Origin of the sequence: Streptomyces sp. NBC_00223 (assembly GCF_036199905.1) — a bacterium.
Classification (GTDB): domain Bacteria; phylum Actinomycetota; class Actinomycetes; order Streptomycetales; family Streptomycetaceae; genus Actinacidiphila.
In genome coordinates, this window is the sequence record NZ_CP108109.1 from 1,388,287 (window position 1) to 1,407,655 (window position 19,369).

At 71.4% G+C, this 19,369-nt stretch carries 21 protein-coding genes; 10 read left to right on the forward strand and 11 right to left on the reverse strand.

Going from position 1 to position 19,369, the window contains the following annotated elements:
* Window positions 1-236 precede the first annotated feature (236 nt).
* Entirely contained in the window at window positions 237-1,061 is an 825-nt protein-coding gene (locus tag OHA30_RS05850; protein WP_328912720.1) for a hypothetical protein, read from the forward strand.
* Here the strand turns inward: OHA30_RS05850 and OHA30_RS05855 are convergent.
* Window positions 964-2,673 (reverse strand): AMP-binding protein, encoded by a 1,710-nt coding sequence (locus tag OHA30_RS05855; RefSeq protein ID WP_328917749.1) that lies wholly within the window; start codon window positions 2,671-2,673, stop codon window positions 964-966. The genes OHA30_RS05850 and OHA30_RS05855 overlap by 98 nt on opposite strands.
* A gap of 50 nt (window positions 2,674-2,723) precedes the next feature.
* Window positions 2,724-4,397, reverse strand: a complete 1,674-nt coding sequence (locus OHA30_RS05860; RefSeq protein ID WP_328912721.1) for an AMP-binding protein — start codon at window positions 4,395-4,397, stop codon at window positions 2,724-2,726.
* A 137-nt stretch (window positions 4,398-4,534) separates the two neighbouring features.
* Between OHA30_RS05860 and OHA30_RS05865 the strand changes: the two genes are divergently transcribed.
* From OHA30_RS05865 to OHA30_RS05885, 5 genes are all read left to right on the forward strand, one after another.
* Window positions 4,535-5,353, forward strand: a complete 819-nt coding sequence (locus OHA30_RS05865; RefSeq protein ID WP_328917750.1) for a LuxR C-terminal-related transcriptional regulator — start codon at window positions 4,535-4,537, stop codon at window positions 5,351-5,353.
* 168 nt (window positions 5,354-5,521) lie between these two features.
* On the forward strand, window positions 5,522-6,178 hold the full coding sequence (locus OHA30_RS05870) for a LysE family translocator (RefSeq protein WP_328912722.1): 657 nt from the start codon (window positions 5,522-5,524) through the stop codon (window positions 6,176-6,178).
* A gap of 314 nt (window positions 6,179-6,492) precedes the next feature.
* Window positions 6,493-8,028, forward strand: a complete 1,536-nt coding sequence (locus OHA30_RS05875) for an MFS transporter (protein ID WP_328912723.1) — start codon at window positions 6,493-6,495, stop codon at window positions 8,026-8,028.
* 286 nt (window positions 8,029-8,314) lie between these two features.
* The gene (locus tag OHA30_RS05880; RefSeq protein ID WP_328912724.1) at window positions 8,315-8,530 is read left to right on the forward strand and encodes a type II toxin-antitoxin system VapB family antitoxin; all 216 of its coding nucleotides are present in this window, start codon (window positions 8,315-8,317) and stop codon (window positions 8,528-8,530) included.
* Window positions 8,527-8,949 carry a PIN domain nuclease gene (locus tag OHA30_RS05885; RefSeq protein ID WP_328912725.1) on the forward strand — a complete coding sequence of 141 codons (423 nt, stop codon included), beginning with the start codon at window positions 8,527-8,529 and terminating at the stop codon, window positions 8,947-8,949. The genes OHA30_RS05880 and OHA30_RS05885 overlap by 4 nt, the downstream gene beginning before the upstream one ends.
* Before the next feature lie 83 nt (window positions 8,950-9,032).
* Here OHA30_RS05885 and OHA30_RS05890 read toward each other — a convergent pair whose 3' ends face one another.
* From OHA30_RS05890 to OHA30_RS05910, 5 genes are all read right to left on the reverse strand, one after another.
* Entirely contained in the window at window positions 9,033-10,199 is a 1,167-nt protein-coding gene (locus OHA30_RS05890; RefSeq protein ID WP_328912726.1) for a damage-control phosphatase ARMT1 family protein, read from the reverse strand.
* 374 nt (window positions 10,200-10,573) lie between these two features.
* Window positions 10,574-11,626 carry a serine hydrolase domain-containing protein gene (locus OHA30_RS05895; protein WP_328912727.1) on the reverse strand — a complete coding sequence of 351 codons (1,053 nt, stop codon included), beginning with the start codon at window positions 11,624-11,626 and terminating at the stop codon, window positions 10,574-10,576.
* On the reverse strand, window positions 11,623-11,793 hold the full coding sequence (locus tag OHA30_RS05900; RefSeq protein ID WP_328912728.1) for a hypothetical protein: 171 nt from the start codon (window positions 11,791-11,793) through the stop codon (window positions 11,623-11,625). Before OHA30_RS05900 ends, OHA30_RS05895 begins: the two co-directional genes overlap by 4 nt.
* A 342-nt stretch (window positions 11,794-12,135) precedes the next feature.
* The gene (locus OHA30_RS05905) at window positions 12,136-12,615 is read right to left on the reverse strand and encodes a DUF6907 domain-containing protein (protein WP_328912729.1); all 480 of its coding nucleotides are present in this window, start codon (window positions 12,613-12,615) and stop codon (window positions 12,136-12,138) included.
* A gap of 23 nt (window positions 12,616-12,638) precedes the next feature.
* Entirely contained in the window at window positions 12,639-13,106 is a 468-nt protein-coding gene (locus OHA30_RS05910; RefSeq protein WP_328912730.1) for a hypothetical protein, read from the reverse strand.
* A 768-nt stretch (window positions 13,107-13,874) separates the two neighbouring features.
* Between OHA30_RS05910 and OHA30_RS05915 the strand changes: the two genes are divergently transcribed.
* The 3 genes from OHA30_RS05915 (at window position 13,875) to OHA30_RS05925 (ending at window position 16,670) form a co-directional block, all read left to right on the forward strand.
* Window positions 13,875-14,873 (forward strand): transcriptional regulator, encoded by a 999-nt coding sequence (locus OHA30_RS05915; protein ID WP_328912731.1) that lies wholly within the window; start codon window positions 13,875-13,877, stop codon window positions 14,871-14,873.
* Between the two features lie 81 nt (window positions 14,874-14,954).
* The gene (locus OHA30_RS05920) at window positions 14,955-15,464 is read left to right on the forward strand and encodes an NUDIX hydrolase (protein ID WP_328912732.1); all 510 of its coding nucleotides are present in this window, start codon (window positions 14,955-14,957) and stop codon (window positions 15,462-15,464) included.
* A gap of 18 nt (window positions 15,465-15,482) precedes the next feature.
* A complete protein-coding gene (locus OHA30_RS05925) occupies window positions 15,483-16,670 on the forward strand; it encodes a hypothetical protein (RefSeq protein WP_328912733.1) in 1,188 nt (395 codons plus the stop codon).
* A gap of 23 nt (window positions 16,671-16,693) precedes the next feature.
* On the opposite strand, the gene OHA30_RS05930 is transcribed toward OHA30_RS05925, so the two are convergent.
* Window positions 16,694-17,227, reverse strand: coding sequence for an NUDIX domain-containing protein (locus OHA30_RS05930; RefSeq protein ID WP_328917751.1), 534 nt, complete (start codon window positions 17,225-17,227; stop codon window positions 16,694-16,696).
* 191 nt (window positions 17,228-17,418) lie between these two features.
* On the opposite strand from OHA30_RS05930, the gene OHA30_RS05935 reads away from it, so the two are divergent.
* Window positions 17,419-18,132, forward strand: coding sequence for a creatininase family protein (locus tag OHA30_RS05935; protein WP_328917752.1), 714 nt, complete (start codon window positions 17,419-17,421; stop codon window positions 18,130-18,132).
* Between the two features lie 321 nt (window positions 18,133-18,453).
* On the opposite strand, the gene OHA30_RS05940 is transcribed toward OHA30_RS05935, so the two are convergent.
* From OHA30_RS05940 to OHA30_RS05950, 3 genes are read right to left on the reverse strand one after another with little or no spacing between them, the layout of a single operon-like run.
* A complete protein-coding gene (locus OHA30_RS05940) occupies window positions 18,454-18,645 on the reverse strand; it encodes a hypothetical protein (protein ID WP_328912734.1) in 192 nt (63 codons plus the stop codon).
* A 2-nt stretch (window positions 18,646-18,647) separates the two neighbouring features.
* Window positions 18,648-18,836: a hypothetical protein gene (locus OHA30_RS05945; protein ID WP_328912735.1), complete on the reverse strand. Its 189-nt coding sequence runs from the start codon at window positions 18,834-18,836 to the stop codon at window positions 18,648-18,650.
* Window positions 18,833-19,333 (reverse strand): hypothetical protein, encoded by a 501-nt coding sequence (locus OHA30_RS05950; protein ID WP_328912736.1) that lies wholly within the window; start codon window positions 19,331-19,333, stop codon window positions 18,833-18,835. The genes OHA30_RS05945 and OHA30_RS05950 overlap by 4 nt, the downstream gene beginning before the upstream one ends.
* Window positions 19,334-19,369 lie beyond the last annotated feature (36 nt).

Consider the following 19,369-nt stretch of genomic DNA (forward strand, 5'->3'; position numbering starts at 1 on the left):
CCGAACGGGGGCATGCTTGCCCGTACGGCGGCCCCGAACGGCCGGAGCACGCCTGACCTGCGCGCGGACCGGCGCAAGGCCGACGAAGACCCCCGAGCACTCCCCCGCCCGTCCGGGCCGGCCCGCCGGACGCCCCGGGTGACCGAGTGTCCAGGTACCGTCACACCGACGCGAACTTCCTGCACTATGGGTGCAGACAAGGCTCAAACCGCCGCGGCCGACCGGGAGTTCGATCCATGGCAGAGAGCGTGCCGGTGCGCTGTCCGTCCTGCGGACGGGAGCACAACTACACCGCCCCGACCTTTCCTTGTGCCTGCGGTGCCCCGCTGGCACCTCCGGTGCTCTACGGCGGCCGCCCGGTGGAGGTGCGGCACCCGTCGTGGGACGGCTCATGGTTACGGCTGCGCTGTCCGGACTGCGGGCGCGCCGACCAGTGGCCGCAGCCGGAGTTCGACTGCTCGTGCGGCGCCCTCGTCCGGCTGCCGGTGGACGGTGAGGCCACGCAGGGCGGCGCGCTGCCCGTACCGCATCTGTCGGCGCCGGACCCGACCGGTCCCGTACCGCCCCCGCCGGCCGACCGGCCGCCTTTCCGCCCGGTCACCATCCGCACCGCGCGGGACGCGCTGACCGCGGCGGCGCAGTATCTGAAGTGGCTGGGCTTCGCGGGCGTACGGCTGGCCGGGGACCGTACGGCCAACGGTATCGATCTGCGCGGGGACCGGCTGGTCGCCCAGGTGGACCCGACGACGCAGCCGACCGCGCTGCGCGATGTCGAGTGCCTGTGGCTCAACCGCGCCCACGAGGACGCCGAGGGCGCCTTCTTCTCGCTGGCCGGGTACGCCCAGGAGGCGCGGCTGCGGGCCGACCAGCTCGGGGTGCCGCTGTTCGTGATGGACCTGACCGGCACCCCGCAGCCGGTCAACGACGCCGCCGACGCGCTGATCAGGACGGGCCCGGCCGCGGTCACGCCTCCCGAGCCTTCGGGACCCGCGCGTCCGGCGCAGCCTCCGGGTCCGGCCGGGCCGCCGAATCCCGGGGGTCCCGCGGGTCCTGGGGTGTGAACTCCTCGCGCAGCTGGACCTTGCGCACCTTCCCGCTGACCGTCATCGGGAAGGCGTCGAGGACGCGCAGATGGCGCGGGACCTTGTAGTGGGCGAGCCGGCCCGCGCAGAAGCCCGTCACGTCGGCGAGGCTGGGCGGGTCGGCGGGGTCGCGGGCGATGACGCAGGCCAGGATCTCCTCGCCGTAACGGGCGTCAGGCACCCCGACCACCTGCACATCGGCGATCTTGGGGTGCGCGTACAGGAACTCCTCGATCTCGCGCGGATACACGTTCTCGCCGCCGCGGATGATCACGTCCTTGATCCGGCCGACGACCGCGAGATAGCCGTCGTCCCGCATCACCGCGAGGTCCCCGGTGTGCATCCACCGCCCGGCGTCCACGGCCTCGGCGGTGCGCTCGGGCTCGTCCCAGTAGCCGAGCATCACCGAGTAGCCCCGCGTGCACAGTTCACCCGGTGAGCCGCGCCGCACGGTCACTCCGGTCGTGGGGTCCACGACCTTCACCTCGATGTGCGGCAGCACCCGGCCGACGGTCTCGGTGCGGTGCTCCAGGTCGTCGTCCCGCCGGGTCTGGGTGGAGACCGGGGAGGTCTCGGTCATCCCGTAGCAGATGGACACCTCGGCCATGTGCATCTCGGACATCACCCGCTTCATCACCTCGACCGGGCACGGCGATCCGGCCATGATGCCGGTCCGCAGCGAGGTCAGGTCGTACGAGGCGAAGTCCGGCAGGGCCAGCTCGGCGATGAACATCGTCGGCACGCCGTAGAGCGAGGTGCAGCGCTCCTGCTGGACGGCCCGCAGGGTCGCGGCGGCGTCGAAGGAGGGCGCGGGGATGACGATGCAGGCGCTGTGCGAGGTGGCGCCGAGATTTCCCATGACCATGCCGAAGCAGTGGTAGAAGGGCACCGGCAGGCAGATCCGGTCCTGTTCGGTGTAGCCGACCGTACCGCCCACGAAATAGCCGTTGTTGAGGATGCTGTGGTGGGAGAGGGTGGCGCCCTTGGGGAAGCCGGTGGTGCCGGAGGTGTACTGGATGTTGACCGGCTCGTCGCAGCTCAACTCGGCCTCGCGCGCGGCCAGATAGCCCGGCGCCAGGGCGGCGCCCGCGGTGGTCAGCGCGTCCCACTCGGGGTCGCCTATGTGGATCACCTCGCGTAACCGCGGGCAGTCGGGGCGTACTTCGGCGGTCATCGCCCGGTAGTCACTGTCGCGGTACTGGCCGGTGGCGATCAGCACCTCGACACCGGACTGCTTGAGCACGAACGCCAACTCGTGCAGCCGGTACGCGGGGTTGATGTTCACCATGATCGCGCCGAGCCGGGCGGTGGCGTACTGGACGAGCACCCACTCCGGGCAGTTGACCGCCCAGATGCCCACCCGGTCGCCCTTGCCCACGCCGTGCGCGGCCAGTCCGAGCGCCACGTCGTCCACCGCCCGGCCGAACTCGGCGTACGTCCAGCGCCGTCCGCTGGGCAGGTCGACCAGCGCCTCCCGGTCGGGGTGGGCGGCGACGGCCCGGTCGAGGTTGCGGCCGATGGTGTCGCCGAGCAGCGGGGTGCCCCCGGCGCCGTGCGCGTACGAGAGCTCGGTGGCGGACGCGGGGCTGATGACGGACCCGGGCCCGGTGGCGGACGCGGGCCCGGTGGCGGACGCGGACGTCACCGGTAGTCCTCCTCGTGGAATTCCTGGCTGCCGTCGTGCATGGTCGCCTCGCGCAGCTCGATCCGGCGGATCTTGCCGGAGACGGTCTTGGGCAGGTCGGCGAACTCCAGCCGCCGCAGCCGCTTGTACGGCGCCAGCACGGACCGCGAGTGCGCGAAGATCGCCCTGGCCGTCTCCCCGTCGGGCTTCCAGCCCTCCGCGAGCACCACGTACGCCTTGGGCACCGACAGCCGCAGCTCGTCCGGCGCGGGCACGACCGCGGCCTCGGCGACGGCCTCGTGCTCCAGCAGCGCGCTCTCCAGCTCGAACGGCGAGATCTTGTAGTCCGAGGATTTGAATACATCATCGGACCGGCCGATGTAGGTCACGTACCCGTCGGCGTCCCGGCGGCCGATGTCGCCGGTGCGGTAGTAGCCGCCGCCCATCGCCTCCTGGGTGCGCTCGGGATCGCCCGCGTACCCGGTCATCAGGCCCACCGGGCGCTCGCTCAGATCGAGACAGATCTCGCCCTCGTCGCCGGGCTCGCCGGTCACCGGGTCGAGCAGGGCGATCGTGTAGCCGGGGGTGGGCCGGCCCATGGAGCCGGCCTTCACCAGCTGGGAGGGCGAGTTGGCGACCTGCACGGCGGTCTCGGTCTGCCCGAAGCCGTCCCGGATCAGCACTCCCCACAGCCGTCTGACGTGCTCGATGACCTCGGGGTTGAGCGGTTCGCCCGCGGCCACCACCTCGCGCGGCGGGGTGCGCAGCGCGGTCAGATCGGCCTGGATCAGCATCCGCCAGACCGTCGGCGGCGCGCAGAAGCTCGTCACCCCGGCCCGGTCCATCTCGGCCATCAGCCGGCCCGCGTCGAAGCGGGTGTAGTTGTGCACGAAGACGGTCGCCTCGGCGTTCCAGGGCGCGAACAGGCTCGACCAGGCGTGCTTGGCCCACCCCGGTGAGGAGATGTTCAGATGCACGTCGCCCGGCCGCAGCCCGATCCAGTACATCGTGGCCAGGTGACCGATCGGATACGAGACATGGGTGTGCTCGACCAGCTTGGGCTTGGCGGTGGTGCCCGAGGTGAAGTACAGCATCAGCGGTTCCACCGAACGGGTGAGGCCGTCGGGCTCGAAGTCCGCGGGGGCGGCGTACGCCTCCTCGTAGGGCAGCCAGTCGCCGGTGGCGCCGCCGACCGCGATCCGGGTGTAGTCACCGGGCACGTCGGCGAACTTCGCGGTGTCGGCGGCCCGGACCACGGCGTGCCGGGCGCCGCCGCGCTCGATCCGGTCGCGCAGGTCGGCGGGGCCGAGCAGCGGGGTGGCGGGGATGACGACGGCCCGCAGCTTCATCAGGGCGAGCGCGGTCTCCCACTGCTCGGCCTGGTTGCCGAGCATCACCAGCACCCGGTCCCCGGCCCGTACGCCCCGCGCGCGCAGCCAGCCGGCCACCCGGGAGGAGCGCTCGGCCATCTCGCGGAAGGAGATCCGGGTCTCGGTGCCGTCCTCCTCGACGATCCACAGGGCCGGGCGGGCGTTGTCCTCGGCGATGACGTCGAACCAGTCGAGCGCCCAGTTGAAGTGTTCGGGCCGGGGCCAGCGGAAGCCGTCGTAGGCGGCCGCGTAGTCCTCCCGGTGCCGCAGCAGGAAGTCGCGGGCGGCCCGGAACTCCCCGGTCGCGTCCGATACCGCCATGCGTCCTCCTCGTCGATGGACCCTGAGTAACATCGTCCGGTAGTGACCTGGGTCTCACTACCCCCGGAAGGGGGTGAGGAGGTGGAGCGGTGGACGGGCGCGGGGAGGCCGTCGAGGTACGGGCGGCGCTGCTGCGGATGCGCAGATCCGGGCTGCTGCCGGTCGCCTTCGGCGGCCTGATGCAGAGTGCGTCGGGCCAGCCCGCGGGCTACGCGGCACGCCAGTTCCGGATCAGCGAGCTGGCGGGGACGACCGGGGAGACCCTGCGGGGCCTGGCCATCAGTACGGGCAACGGCCTCGGCGGCAAGACGCTCGCCATGGGCCGCCCCTACGCGGTGACCGACTACCGCTCCTCGCGGGTGATCAGCCACGAGTACGACGCGGCGGTCGCCTCCGAGGGGCTGCGGTCGGTGCTCGCGGTGCCGATCGTGGTGCACCGCCGGGTGCGCGGGGTGCTCTACGGCGCGCTGCGGCAGCCGTACGCGCTCGGCGACCGGCCGCTGAACGTGGCGCTGGACGCCGCCCGGGAGCTGGAACAGGCCCTGGCCGTACGGGACGAGGCGCAGCGGCTGCTGTCCTTCGCGCAGGCGCCGATCACCGCCGATCCGCGGGCGTGGGAGGAGGTGCGGGCGGCCCACGCGGAGCTGCGGGCGATGGCGGCCCGTATCCCCGACGCCCATGTGCGGCAGGAGTTGCTGACCGCCTGCGCCCGGCTGGCCTCGGCGACCGCGCCCGCGGCACCGGCCCGGCCCGCGCCGCCGACGTATCTGACCCCGCGGGAGCTGGACGTGCTGTCCGCGATCGCGTCGGGGGCGACCAACTCGGCGGCGGCGACCCGGCTGCGGCTGCGGCCGGAGACGGTGAAGAGCTATCTGCGGTCGGCGATGCGGAAGTTGGGGGCGCATACGCGGCTGGAGGCGGTGGTCGCGGCGCGGCGGGCGGGGCTGCTGCCCTGAACGCTTGCCCGGTGGGGCCGGCTCGCGGTCCGGCTCAGCGGCCGTGGCCGGTATTCGGGCGGCGGCGGCCGTGGCCGGTAATTGGGCGGCGGCCGTGGCCGGTATTTGGGCGGCGGTGGGCGGGGCCGCCGGTCTACGCTCGCTGGATTCGGCGGTGCGGAGGAGGGCGTGATGTCGGTCGACCGGTTGCTGGGGTTCGCGGCGATGTCGCTGGTGCTGGTGCTGATTCCCGGCCCGAGCGTGCTGTTCGTGCTCGGGCGGGCGCTGGCGCACGGGCGGCGGACCGCGCTGGGCAGCGTACTGGGGAACGCGGTGGGCGCGTGTCTGCTGGCCTCCGCGGTCTCCGTGGGCCTCGGCGAGGTGGTCGCGCGGTCGGTGGCGGTGTTCGTCGCGCTGAAGCTGGCGGGGGCGGCGTATCTGGTGTTCCTGGGCGTGAAGGCGTGGCGGCACCGGGGCGCGCTGACGGTCACCGGGACCTCCGGCGAGGGCGGCGAGGCCCGGCCGGCCCGCGGTGACGTGCGGTCGCTGTGGGAGGGGTTCGTGGTGGGGGTGACGAATCCGAAGACGTGTGTGTTCTTCGCGGCGGTGCTGCCGCAGTTCGTCGACCGGAACGCGGGCCGGGTGCACGAGCAGATGCTGCTGCTGGGGCTGGTGTTCACGGTCATCGCGCTGATCTGCGACAGCGTGTGGGCGCTCACGGCGTCGGCGGCCCGTACGTGGTTCGCGAAGTCGCCGCGGCGCCTGCGGGCGATCGGCGGGACGGGCGGGCTGGCGATGATCGGGCTCGGGGTGACGGTCGCGGTCACCGGGCGCGCGGACTCGTAGGGGCGGACGGGTCACGGAGTAGCCGCGCGGACTCGCGGCGGCGTACGGGAGCGCACCGGCCGCGCGGATTCGCGGCGGTGGACGCGAACCGGCCATGGGCTCGCGGCGGCGTACGGGGACGCGTGCCGGAGCGGGCCGGGAGCGCGTCGGCCCAGGTCACGAGGGGCGCCCGGGCGGTGTGAGGAGGCGCACACACCGGCGGGGAGCGAAACGTTTGCGTTTCGATAGGTCGGGTCGTACCGTCGTTGGAGTACGAAACCGTTTCGTTCTTCCTGCGGTCCTCCGCACTCCGTCCCACCCCAGGAGTCCGTCCCATGTCGACTCAGTCCACCGCCGACGCGCACGTCGGCGAACCCGTACCGGGCGCCCCGGCGCGGAAGGCCGGACCGGCCCCCCGCGCCGAGCGGCCCGGTCACCGCTGGTGGGTGCTGGGCGTCATCGCCCTCGCCCAGCTCATGGTCGTACTCGACGCGACCGTGGTGAACATCGCGCTCCCCTCCGCGCAGCACGACCTCGGTTTCAGCGACGGCAACCGGCAGTGGATCGTCACCGCCTACTCGCTGGCCTTCGGCAGCCTGCTGCTGCTCGGCGGCCGGCTCGCCGACCTGATCGGCCGCAAGATCGTCTTCCTGATAGGCGTCGTGGGCTTCGCCGGCGCCTCCGCGCTGGCCGGCGCCGCGCAGAACTTCGACGTGCTGGTCACCGGCCGCGCCCTGCAGGGCGTGTTCGGCGCGCTGCTCGCCCCGGCCGCGCTCTCCCTGCTCAACACGACCTTCACCGACGCCAAGGAACGCGCCAAGGCGTTCGGTATCTACGGCGCCATCGCGGGCGCGGGCGGCGGCATCGGCCTGCTGCTCGGCGGTCTGCTCACCGAGCACCTCAGCTGGCGCTGGACGCTCTACGTCAACCTGGTCTTCGCCGTGATCGCCTTCGTCGGCGGTATGGCCTTCCTCCGCAAGGGTCTCGCCGCCGACCGGCCGAAGCTGGACATCCCCGGCACGATCCTGGTCACCACCGGTCTCTTCGGCCTGGTCTACGGCTTCTCGAACGCCGAGACGCACGACTGGGGCTCCCCGCTGACCTGGGGCTTCCTGCTGGCCGGCGGTCTGCTGCTCGCCGCGTTCAGCTGGTGGCAGACCCGGGCCGAGCACCCGCTGCTCCCCCTGCGGGTGCTGCTCGACCGCAACCGCGGCGCCTCCTTCGTGGTGCTGGCGATCTCCGGCGCGGGCATGTTCGGCGTCTTCCTCTTCCTGACCTACTACCTCCAGCTGTCGCTGCACTACGACCCCGTCAAGACCGGTCTTGGCTTCCTGCCGATGATCGGCGCGCTGATGGTCTCCGCGCAGCTGGCCACGAACAACCTGCTGCCGCGTCTCGGCCCGAAGCCCATCGTGCCGCTCGGCATGGCTCTCGCGGGCATCGGCATGGCCTGGCTGACCACCCTGGACCTGCACAGCACCTACGCGGCCAATGTGCTGCCGCCGCTGCTGGTGATGGGCTTCGGCCTCGGTCTGGTCATGCCGAGCGCGATGAGCGTGGCCACCGAACGGGTGGGCGCGAACGACGCGGGCGTCGCCTCGGCGGCCGTCAACACCATGCAGCAGGTGGGCGGTTCGATCGGCACCGCGCTGCTGAACACACTGGCCGCGAGCGCCGCCGCCACGTACGTGGCGAGCCACGGGAAGACCGCGGCGGCCACCGCGCAGGCACAGCTGCACAGCTACTCGACCGCGTACTGGTGGTCGGCCGGGCTGTTCGCGGTCGGCGCGGTACTGGCCCTGGTGATGTACCGGCCCGGCCGCTCACAGCCGGCCGCGGACGGGGTCCAGGCGGCGGCCGTCCACATGTGAGCCGCCGCAGCCAAGTCCCCCTCCCCTTCAACTCCCCGGCCGCGTACGAGCGGAGAGCGACCGGGGTCGGGGGGCCGGGCGCCGGGTCATCGTGGGGACGGGACACCCGGCCGCCACCGGCCCCCTCGTGACGGCCGGGCCGGCGATGCACGCCCCTCGGGCACGCACCGCCGGCCCGGCCGTCCCGCTGTTTCTGATCGTACGGAGAAGGTCCGACGTCACGGACCCGCCGTGTATTCCTCGATGTATCATGAGTTCCATCATTGATATCAAAGGAGGTGGTCCCATGAGCCGAACCGTGATCGACCTCGACGACGCGTTGCTGGCCGACGTGGCCCAGGCCCTGGGGACGAGCACCAAGAAGGACACGGTCAACACCGCCCTGCGCGAGGTGCTGGACACCCGGCGGCGCGCCCTGGCCCTGACCCGGCTGCGCGCCTCGGCGGACGAGGGCGGCTTCGACCTGGACCTCTTCGAGGACAAACGGAACTACCGTCGGTGAGCGCGGCGCAATTCCTGATCGACACGAGCGCCCTGGCCCGCTTTCTGCGGGGCGACGCCGAGCAGTACGGCTGGGACCGGGCGGCGTCGGCAGGACTCATCGCGACCTGTCCCATCACGGAACTGGAATTCTTCTACAGCGCACGTTCCGCCGAGGACCGGGCCCTGGGCATCGCGGACATTCGGCTGCTCTTCGGCTGGGTACCGGTGGACGACCGTGCCTACGACCGGGCCTGGCAGGTGCAGGAACTGCTCACCCGGAAGGGGCAGCACCGCAGCGCGGGTGCCGTGGACCTGGTGGTCGCGGCGACCGCGGAACTCCAAGGACTGACTCTCCTGCACCGTGACCGGGACTTCGCATGCATCGCCGCCGTCACGGGACAGCCCCTTCAGTGGTACGGCCCTGACGCCGGAAAATAGGTCGGCGGCCCGCCGGAGCCCCGGAAGCACGTATCGCGGGACGGTGCGTACCGATGGCGGTCCCCGCGGTTCCGTATCCGGTGCTACGAGCCGGCGTTGACCTGGATGAGGCCGTACTTGCCGTTGGTACGCCAGGGCTCCTCCGTGGCGTCCAGCCCGGCGACCACCGCTCCGTCGAGGCCGACGACGACGTCCGACTTCAACGTACGCAGGGCCGCGACCGGGGACGGGAAGTGGTCGACCCTCTCGGCGAACGAGGCCGTGGCGTCCCAGAGTCGGTCCCCGACGAGGCGGCGGTAGTTGAGATCGCCCTTGATGATCGCCACCGTGAGGCCGGAGAGCTCGGACCTGAGGTCGTCGGGCATGTCGTGGAACGGCAGCGGCGCGCAGAAGAACGGGTGCGTGCGGACGGTGAGAGTGCCGCTGTTCATCGCCCGCCAGAGCCGACGGCCGATCAGTTGCGCCTCCTGCCACGGCCCGGCGCGAAGCCGGTCGATGCTCGCGAGGACATCGGCGGTGGTCGCGTCCGACACGTAGTAGGGGGCGGGCTTGACGTACAGGACGGCCTCGGCGGCCGACCCGCCGGTGAGGAGGTGGTCGATCAGGACGAGGTCGGGCAGCAGCTCCCGCCCGGCGTTGTCCGCGATGAGGCCGACCCTCGGATTGCTCGCGGCGGCGAGCGTGGACCACAGGAGCGGGCTGTCGTCCGCGATCAGGGCGGTGCGCCGGGCGTCCCCGGCCGAGGCGGTGAGGTGGAAGCTGAGGTCCGCGCGGTTGCCCCACAGCGCGGACGAGAGCAGCACCTCGGCTCGCTTCTCCGCCGACAGGGACGGCAGCTCACGGAGAGCCGCCAGCTCCTCGTCGACGGCCGGGCCGGCCAGCTCGGCGCTCTTGAACGGTGCGAACGGGTCGATGCCCTGCCATGTCCCGGGCCGGAAGTAGCCGGTGGCTTCGAGCAGCCTGCGGTAGAAGTAGCTCTCGGCCCACAGGAACGGCGCCTCACCCCACGGCCGCCCGAACAAGCCCTCACCCCACGCCAGCCACTGCCGGTGATCGTGGGCGCTCTCGCCGAGCGGCTTCATGACGCCGCCGGTGCTCTCCGCGAGCAGCTCCTCGACCGCCGCCCGCTCGGCCGGCCCGTACGGCAGAGCGTCGAGCACCTGCTGAACCAGCTTCGGGTGCCGCTCGTGGAAGACACCCCAGGCGAAGGACCCGGGGGTACCGCTCAGAATCGTGGCTGCGGTCGGCACGTCCGGACTCGTCCTTCTCCTCGTCGGCTGCTGCTGCCGCTGCCGAGACTAGGTGATCGAGATCCCCGGACAAAGCCACCATGGAGCCGACCGGCCGGGCGTCGGGGCCGTGGCGGTCCAGCAGGAGACCCCTGCTGTCGCGGTCGGCGAGGACGGCGTTCATCACCTCGTCCTGTGGAGGGCGGGCGTCCGGCGTCGGCGGCGATGGCGTTGCTGCCGTGGCCGAGGACGACCGGGACCTGCTCTCCTCGCGACGTGAGGGCGTTCACGGTCTCCGGCCATGCGGCCGGGTCGGAGACCGGGATGACGCTATCGGCTGGGCCGCAGGGTGTGGTCAGCGAGGCCAGCGTGCGTGAAGCCACGGAACGCTCCTCCTAGGGTGCGTCGGTGATCGTCTTGAGCGCCAGGGTGCGCAGCGGTGTGAGACGGGTGCGGTTGTCCTGGTGGTGGTAGACGGCGTTGGTGCACAGGACGAGGTAACGGCCGGTGTGCGGGGCGAGGTAGAGGCTGGTGCCGGTGAAGCCGTGGTGGTAGGCGATCCGGCCGCCGTCCGCGAGAATCCAGGCCAGGCCCCGGTGCAGGCCGGGCTCGATCTCGGCCTGCGGCGCCATGCTGTCGGCCAGCCAGTGGCCCAGCGGCGTACCGTCCCGATGCGCGCGTAGCAGAGCGGCGGCGTAGGCGGCGAGGTCGGCGGGAGTGGAGAAGACCCCGGCGTGTCCGGCGACGCCGCCGAGCAGGGCGGCGTTGTCGTCGTGCGGCATCCCCCACAGCCTCGGGGCGCCAGGGAAGCGCTGTTCGGTGGGCGCCACGTCGGCTGCCCGGGCCAGCGGTCCGTACGTGGTGGCAGTCATGCCCAGTCCGTGCCACAGGTCGGCGGCCAGTTCGTCCAGACGCCGACCGGTGGCGGCCGCCAGGAGGAGGCCGAGCAGGATGAAGCCGCGGTTGATGTAACGGTGTCGGGCGCCGGGCTCGCTGATCAGTTCCTCACCGCAGATCAGCTCGGCGAGGTCAATGCCCGTGTTGCGGTACTGGTCCAGGCGGGTGTCCGCGCGCAGGCCGGACGTGTGAGCGAGGATCTGCCGTACGGTGACCTGCCCGCCAGGAGCACCCTCCGGCACGGTGGGCAGCAGGTCACCGACCGGGGCGTCCAGTGCGAGGCGGTCGGTCAGGGCGGTGCCGACCAACGGCCACGTGCCGACGACCTTGCTCAACGACGCCACGTCGTAGCGCGTGTGCGGGCCGGGTCGAGCAGTGCCGCACTCGGAGGCGACGATGCCGGAAGCCAGGTAGGAGGGCTGGCCGTCGAGGTCACCGCAGGCGATGACGCCGCCGGGCACAGTGCCGTCGGCGGTGAGCAGGTCCAAGGTATCGCGCAGTCGATCGAGCGCGGCGGCGTCCCACGCGGGGGCGGAAGCGGTGGTGGTCAAGGCGTCTCCTGGTCGATCGTCAGCCGGGCACCCAAGGACGCGAGTTTGGCCGGCAGACCGCTGTAGCCGCGCCGCAGGTGGTACATGCCCCGGATCGTAGAGGTGCCTTCGGCCGCGAGGGCGGCGATCAGCAGCGCGGTGACGGCCCGGATGTCGTCGCCCGCCACGCGGGCGGCGGTCAGCGGCGCCTACACGGCCCTCGCCCAGGCCGGCTTCACCAGCCGCCTGATCCGCCCGTGACCCCATGGCACCCCGCCACGGCGAGACGACCGCCCACGAGCACCCTGGCTGCCCCTCAACCCCGCACGACGTCGACCTTTCCGACGGCCGAGACCGAGAACTGGCCGCCCGCATCGTCGAACACGACGAGGGCCTGGTCGCACGCGGCCACATCCGGTCGCTGCCGTGCAACCGCAACGGCTGCCGGGCTGGGCCGGGTCCGAAGCCAAGGCCGCCGTCGGAAACCACACGAGCCTGGCCGACGGCGGCTGTCCAAGTGCCGGGGCAGCTCACCCGGCGTGGTGTGCGGCCCAGTCTTCGCGTGCGGCGATGAGGCGGGGCTTTACGTCGTGGTCGAGGCGGTCGGCTTGGGTGCGGAGTTGGGTGGCGATGTGGGTGAGGTCGTCGGGGGTGAGGTGGGTGAGCCAGTAGTCGTCGACGAGGGCGATGCTGGCGACGGGGGTGCGGGGGTCGGGGTCGTCGGCGTAGGGGTGGCAGTCGATGGTGGCCCACAAGATTTTGGCTTCCTGGGCGGGGGCGGAGCCGAGGACGACGTGGGTGGTCTGGCCGGGGAAGGTGGTGCGGTGGCTGATGTCGGCGAGGCGGGTGCCGAGGAGTTCCAGGGGGATGCCGCTCTCGCTGGGGTCGTCGTCGGCCCAGGCCGGGAGGTGGCCGGTGAGGGTGTGGCCGCCGGTGGTGGTCAGGGTCCAGGTCCGGGCGGCCGGTACGGGGGCCGGGGGCGCGGTGGTGTGCGTGGCGGTGTCGGTCATGGTGGTGTCTCCTTCTCGGGGTGTTACGCGGTGGGGTTGTTGAGGTCGATGACGGTGAAGTCAGTGAGAGTCATGAGGAGTTGGGTGGCGCGGACCCAGGGCAGGTAGGGGTCGCCGAGGCGGAACTTCGAGGCGTCGACCGCAAGGGGTGCGGGACGGCCGGGTACGTAGAGGGCGCCGGTGACGCCGTAGCGGGTGAAGGCCCTTACCCGCAGGGCCGTGAACGCCGGCCGCAGATGCGGACACGCGGTGGTGGACCGGATCGCGCACGGCCGGCACACCGGCGGGTGAGCGGTCCGCTCGTCTCCGGGCCGCAGCTCACTGGGGTCGGCGTCGATGAGCCACAGCACGCCGTCGGTGGTGCGGTCGGCGGGCCCGCCGCAGATCTGGCACCGCAACTCGGCCATGCACAACCGCTGCCGCAGCGTGTGCACCTTCCCGAACTCCGGGGTCCCCTTCCCCGGCTGCGACGGCACCCGCGTCCACAACACCCCCTCCCCATCCCGGTCAAACGACCGCTCATCGGCGTATCCGATCCCCCGCCCGCCCCTCCGCACCACCATCGGCATAGGCGCATCCCGCTCCCCACTCCACCGCACAACAAACGGCACGAGGTCCCGCCGGTCGGCAGACCCTGCCGCCCTGCGTCCGTGGTCCGGAGTCCGTACGTCCCTTTTCGTCATGGCGTCGTCGCTCCCTTGTAGAACGTGGCCCGAAGTGCGGGCGCGAGAAGGCTGATGGCCCGGCTTCCCGCAACGGCCGGCACCCGGTCCGGGAGACGACCATCCATCCGAACTCACCGGCTGGGGAAGGTTTCACCCGGGTTTCAACCCCGGCGGGCCGCTCGGCGCAAGGCGTATCTGTCGCGCTACTGTGAGCGAGCAGGCGGCGAACCCAGGGGGAACCTGATGACCACTCAGCCGACGGAACCGTTGCTGCTCCACCCGTTGACGTACGCCCGAGTCGCTCGCGGTCTGGGCAAGGCGAAGCTCGCGGAAGCAATCCGGGTCAGCGGACGGGAGTTGGGCTACAACCTAGGGACGACCCGTAGCACCGTCTTCAAGTGGGAACGCGGTGACCACGCGCCCGACGAGGCCACCCAGGCGGTTCTCGCTCACTTGTTCCAGGTGCCGGAATCCGCCCGGCGTGCGGTGCCGTGGCCGCGCTGGCTCCCTGCCTGGGACCCTTCACCGCTCGGCGGGCCGTGGAATCAGAAGGCTACGCTGGAAGTCCTGACCTCACTTTCGGGGAGTGAACCAATGGATCGCAGAGGGTTCCTCGGAGTCGGCGGCGCGGCGCTCATGGGTGTCGCCGCCCAGTGGGCCGCCGCCGATCCGGCCATCGCCGCAGCCGCGACAGGTGATGTCGTCACTCCGGCCACGGTCGACCGTATGGCCGAACGCGTGGAGTCGCTGCGCGCGTTGGAGCAGGAGACCGGAGGCGTCGACTTCCTGGACTCCGCCCGCGCCGACCTGCGTCTGGTCACCCGGCTGCTCGACAACGGCCGTTACACCGAGCAGACCGCCCAACGGCTCTACACCCTGGCCGCCGAGGTCTGCTGCCTGCTGGGCTGGATGAGTTACGACGCCGGACTGCACACCGCCGCCCAGCAGCACTACACAGCGGCGCTTCGCGCGGCCAAGACCGCGGGCGACAACACGCTCGGCGCGCACACCCTCTGCTTCATGGCCACCCAGGCCGTCAACCAGCGCGAACAGCGGGCCGCGCTGAGCCTGATGGACGCCGCCGACGCCGTCCGCAGCCGGGTCCCGGCCATCATGCGCGCGTCCCTTGCCGCCCATCAGGCCACCGTGCACAGCAAGACCGGTGACAGGCGGCGGGCCGCCGGGGCCCTCAACCGGGCCTTCGCCGCCCTGGAACGCGGCGGCCGAGCCGACAACGCCCCCGCCTACCTCCAGTGGTTCGGTGAGGCCCAACTCCGTTCCACCGAAGGCCGTTTCCTGCTGATCACCGGCCAGGCCGCCAAGGCCACCGACGCACTCGAACGCTCCGTGACCGAAGCCGCCCCGCGCGACCGGGCCGTCCGCTACGGCACCCTCGCCCTCGCCCACCAGCAGACCGGCAACCTCGACGGCGCACTCGACGCCACCCACAAAGCCGCCGACCTCATCGACCGGGGCATCCACACCCGACGCGGCGTCGAACGTCTCCAGGAAGTCCGCCGCGGCTTCGGTCCCCACCGCACCGAACCCCGCGTCAGGGAAGCGTCCGAACGCATCACCGCCCTGGCCGCGTAGCGCCGCGAACGCGGCAAGGTCTTGAGGACACAGGCATTGGGTGTGGGGACAATAGCCTTCCGGGCAGAGGGGAGATGTTGCGTGGGACCGCCTTCTCCTGATGATCCTGAGGCGTGGAACGCCTACCTCGCCGAAGGCAACGCCACCCAGGCCCGCAAACGCGTCTCCGCCGATGTGCTCCTGCGCGATGAGGCCGGGCGCGTGCTGCTGGTGAAGCCCACCTACAAGCCGGGCTGGGATCTGCCCGGCGGCATGGCCGAAGCCAACGAAGCCCCCGACGACGCCGCCCGCCGCGAACTGCGCGAAGAACTCGGCCTCGACACCGTTCTCCACGGCCTCCTCGTCATCGACTGGGTCCCACCCCACGGCCCCTGGGACGACCAACTCGCCTTCATCTTCAACGGCGGCACCCTCGACCCGGAGCAAACCGCGTCGCTGCACCCCGACCACCACGAACTCACCGAACTCGCCTTCATGCCCAGCGACCAGGCCCTGCCCAAACTCGGCGAACGCCTGCGCCACCGACTTCACGCCGCGCTGGGATCACTGGAAGACGGCTTCCCCGTGTACATGCGCAACAGCACCAACTGACAGCGGCTGAGCGGGACGATGCCGCGGGCGCGGGTACGGCCGGTTGTCGCCGAGGTGTTCGCGCGGCGGCTGAAGCGCCCGGTGACCCTTGAGGAAGCGGGATTGGCGCGTACCGACGCTGTCACCGCCGCCGAGCCCGGGGAGACTGTTGATGATCTCCTCGAACTCGGAAAGGCGGACATGGATCCTTCCCGCAGGGGCGTTCTCACCACGGCCCTCTACTCAGCGGCACTTGCCGTCCCCGGCTTCCCGGACCTCGCCGGTACGGACCGGGGCGCGTCCGCGCGGCCGACCTCGCGGATCGGGGACGGGGAGGTCGAGACCGTACGGTCCATGACCGAGCGCATCGCGGACATTCTTGACACCTTCGGCGGCGGCCACGCCCGGCCCATGGCAGCGGCCTTCCTGGTGAACACCGTCTCCCCGTACCTGCGCGCCGACGCAAGCGAAGCCCACCGTGCCGCGATGCTGTCCGCCGCCTCCGACCTCGTCTACCTCACCGGCTGGATGGCGATGTACGAGCGGGAACACGGCCTCGGACAGCGCTACTACGTCAAGGCGTTGAAACTCGCCGGGGCCGCCGACGACCACCTCACGTACTGCCGGACCCTGCGGGGAATGAGCCTGCAAGCGGGCAACCTCGGCTACGGCGCCAAAGCGCTCCAACTCGCCGACGCCGCAGCCGAAGCCTCACCCCAGGCGGGGCCCCGGCTCCATGCCTTCCTCGCCGGCCAGCAGGCCGCCGCAGCGGCCATGACCGGCGACCGGACCCAGGCGTTCTCCCGCCTCACGGAGACCGAAGCGGCCCTGTCGAAGGCCGACTCCCGCAAAGACGCCGTCGGCGGCTACGACACCTCCGCCTTCCTCTTCCACACCAGCGCCGTCCTCTACCACCTCGGCGATCTCCCCGGCTCGGTCAAGGCCATGCAGGACTGCCTCCGCACCCAGCCCCCGCAGGAACGCCAGGGCCGCGTCCACGCCAACGGCCTCCTGGCCCAACGTCAGCTCGAACTCGGCCACCTCGACGCCGCCTGCGCGACCTGGGACCGCTTCCTGGACGACTACGAACAGGTCTCGTCCTCACGCGGAGACGAGCACTTCGACACCATGCGCACACGCATCCGCACCCACCGCAAATCCCCCACGGTCCGCACCCTCGAACAGCGCGCACGGGAGGTCGCGACCCGCAAGGGAATAGCGGCCTAGGACGAGGAACGCGGCAGGCTGACCTACAGGCCCGCCTCGTCCAGCAGAAGGTAGAGCACGCCGACGAGCGAACCGCTGCTGACGATCTCGCGGCGGTCGATCATGCCGCGCAGTGCGGACAGCGGAATCCACTCCAGGCGATCGGACTCGTTGAGTTCGGTCGGCGGACCGGCGCACTCCATCGCGTCGGCGCGGAAGACGAAGTGCTCGGAGTCCGTGGCCCCATTGGCCGGCTGGGCGTAGATCATCGGCGTCATCTCGCCCGTACGCCAGCCGGTCTCCTCCAGCACCTCACGGGCAGCGGCCTCTGCCGCCGTCTCACCCGGCTCGATCAGCCCCATCGGCAGCTCCCACGCCCAGGAGTCCGTGATGAAACGGTGCCGCCACATCATCAGCACCTGCTTCTCGCTGTTCATCACAGCCGCCACCGCGAGATGTCGCAGCTTGAGCACATGGTGCTCCCACCGCTGCCCGTCCGGCTGCTCGACATCCACCAACCACACGTTCACCCAGGGGTTCTCGTAGATCGGACGTTCCCCGTGGACCTTCCACCGCATCGCCACGGCCCCTCTCTATGGCCTCAGCACGCCGGACCACGGCCGGTGATCTGCCTGTTCACACTGTTTCACGTCAAATTGACGAATACAGCGGCCGTGGCCCTTCACCGGCGGGAGCAAGTTGGTGGAGATCGCCGCACTCAACCGCCTGTTGGGCAGTATGAAAGGCAGTTGAGCCGCACTCGAGGAGAATCGTGAACCTGCTTCCCACCCTCACGACCACCGACGTCCAGCAACGGGCGCCACGCGTCGCCGTGCTGCCCGTCGGCTCCTACGAGCAGCACGGCAGCCATCTGCCGCTCATCACCGACACCGCCGTCGCCTGCGTCATCGTCCGCGAACTCGCCGCCGCGCACCCCATCCTGCCCCTGCCGCCGCTGGCCATCGCGTGCAGCCACGAACACGGCACCTGGCCCGGCACCGTCAGCATCAGCGCCCGGACCCTCCACGCCCTCATCACCGACATCGCCCAGTCCCTGGAGACCTCCGGCATCCGCAAACTCGTCCTGGTCAACGCCCACGGCGGCAACTACGTGCTGTCCAACGTCGTTCAGGAGGCCAACGTCACCGAGCCACGCATGAGCCTGTTTCCGCTGGGCGCGGAGTGGACCAGGGCCCGCGAACGCGCCGGCCTGGCCACCGACTCACACGACGACATGCACGCGGGCGAGATCGAGACGTCCATCCTTCTGCACGCCGAACCCGACCTTGTCGGCCCCGGCTATGCCACCGCCGACCACGCTGCCTCCGACCGCCCCTTCCTCCTCACCCACGGCATACGCGCCTACACCAACACTGGCGTCATCGGCTTCCCGTCGTACGCCACGGCAGCGAAGGGCAAGGCCGTATTGGCCAGCCTGACCGCCGACTTCGCCGCCCACCTCCACGCCCTCGGCGAGCAGTAGACGTGCCCGCATCGCTCAACTCGACCTGTCTCCCTGGTGGGTGACCGACGAGGCGTACGACGCCGGCTGATCGGGGAGAACGGACCAGTGACCCACAGCACGCCGCCGACCTCATCGACCAGGGCATCCACACTCGACGCGGCGTGGAACGTCTCCAGGAAGTCCGTCGCGGTTTCGCTCCCCACCGCACCGAACCCCGCGTCAGGGAAGCGTCCGAACGCATCACCGCCCTGGCCGCGTAGCGCCGCGAACGCGGCAAGGTCCGGTACGTGGATACGGGCGTTCGGGCAGGGTGCGGCGCGGAGAGAGCCCCGCGCCAAGTCACGCCGTGCGGTCCGGCGGCGGCCCCGTGCGCTCCAACTCCTTTACGAGCAGGAGCAGGTCGGCGGGGGCGGCGGCGAGGCGGACGTGGGTTCCGGAGTCGAGGAGTTCTGCGACGTACCAGTTCGCCGACGCGCTCCGCTCCTTGGCTCGGGCCGGTCGCCGCAGCCCTCGTACGGTGAAAGGCCCCACGGCTATCTTCTTGCCCCGAAGCGGCCCAGCCCGCCGTGGGCGAGCACCTCCATCGGCCCGGCGCCGAGGAGGATGTGGGTGCCCTGGAGATCCGTGTCGTCCGGCGTGTCCCGCAGGAAGCGGGCCGGCAGGAAGACGTCCTCGCCCTCGGGCAGCGAGCGCGGCTCGACCGGCGGCGACCGGCCACTCACCCGCCAGGCCCGTGCCAGGAGGACGAGCACCACGAGCACGCCCGCGCTCGCCACCGGCACCGCGACGGCCCGGTCCGGGCGGCTTCCGGCAAGTGGCAGCGCCCACAGGGTGCGACGGCCAGGGGGATCAGGAACGCGAACACGCTCGGCTGCCTCGGTTCGCCCGCGGTGACGGGGAGCCCGTCGCGGGGGTGGCGTACCAGTGTGAAGACGGCGAGGGAGCCGACCGCGAGAACACAGAAGACGACGCCGCCGGCGATCCGGCCGGGATGCGGCACGCCCTTGTTCGCGGTGTGCTCCTTGCCTGCGACCTTCATCAGGTCGCCGCGCCACCACGTCAAAGTGACGTGGTCACCGGGCCCGAAGGCGACGGCTGTGTCGTACGAGAGGTTCAGTCGGTTCGCGGGATCGCCGTCCCGGAAGTACAGCCAGTCGTCGCTGCCGCTCCTGTTCAGCCTGGCCTTGGTGCGCTCGATCACCGCGGGCAGCATGGTCACGCAGTCGGCACGTACGTCGACCGGTGCCGCGGCCGG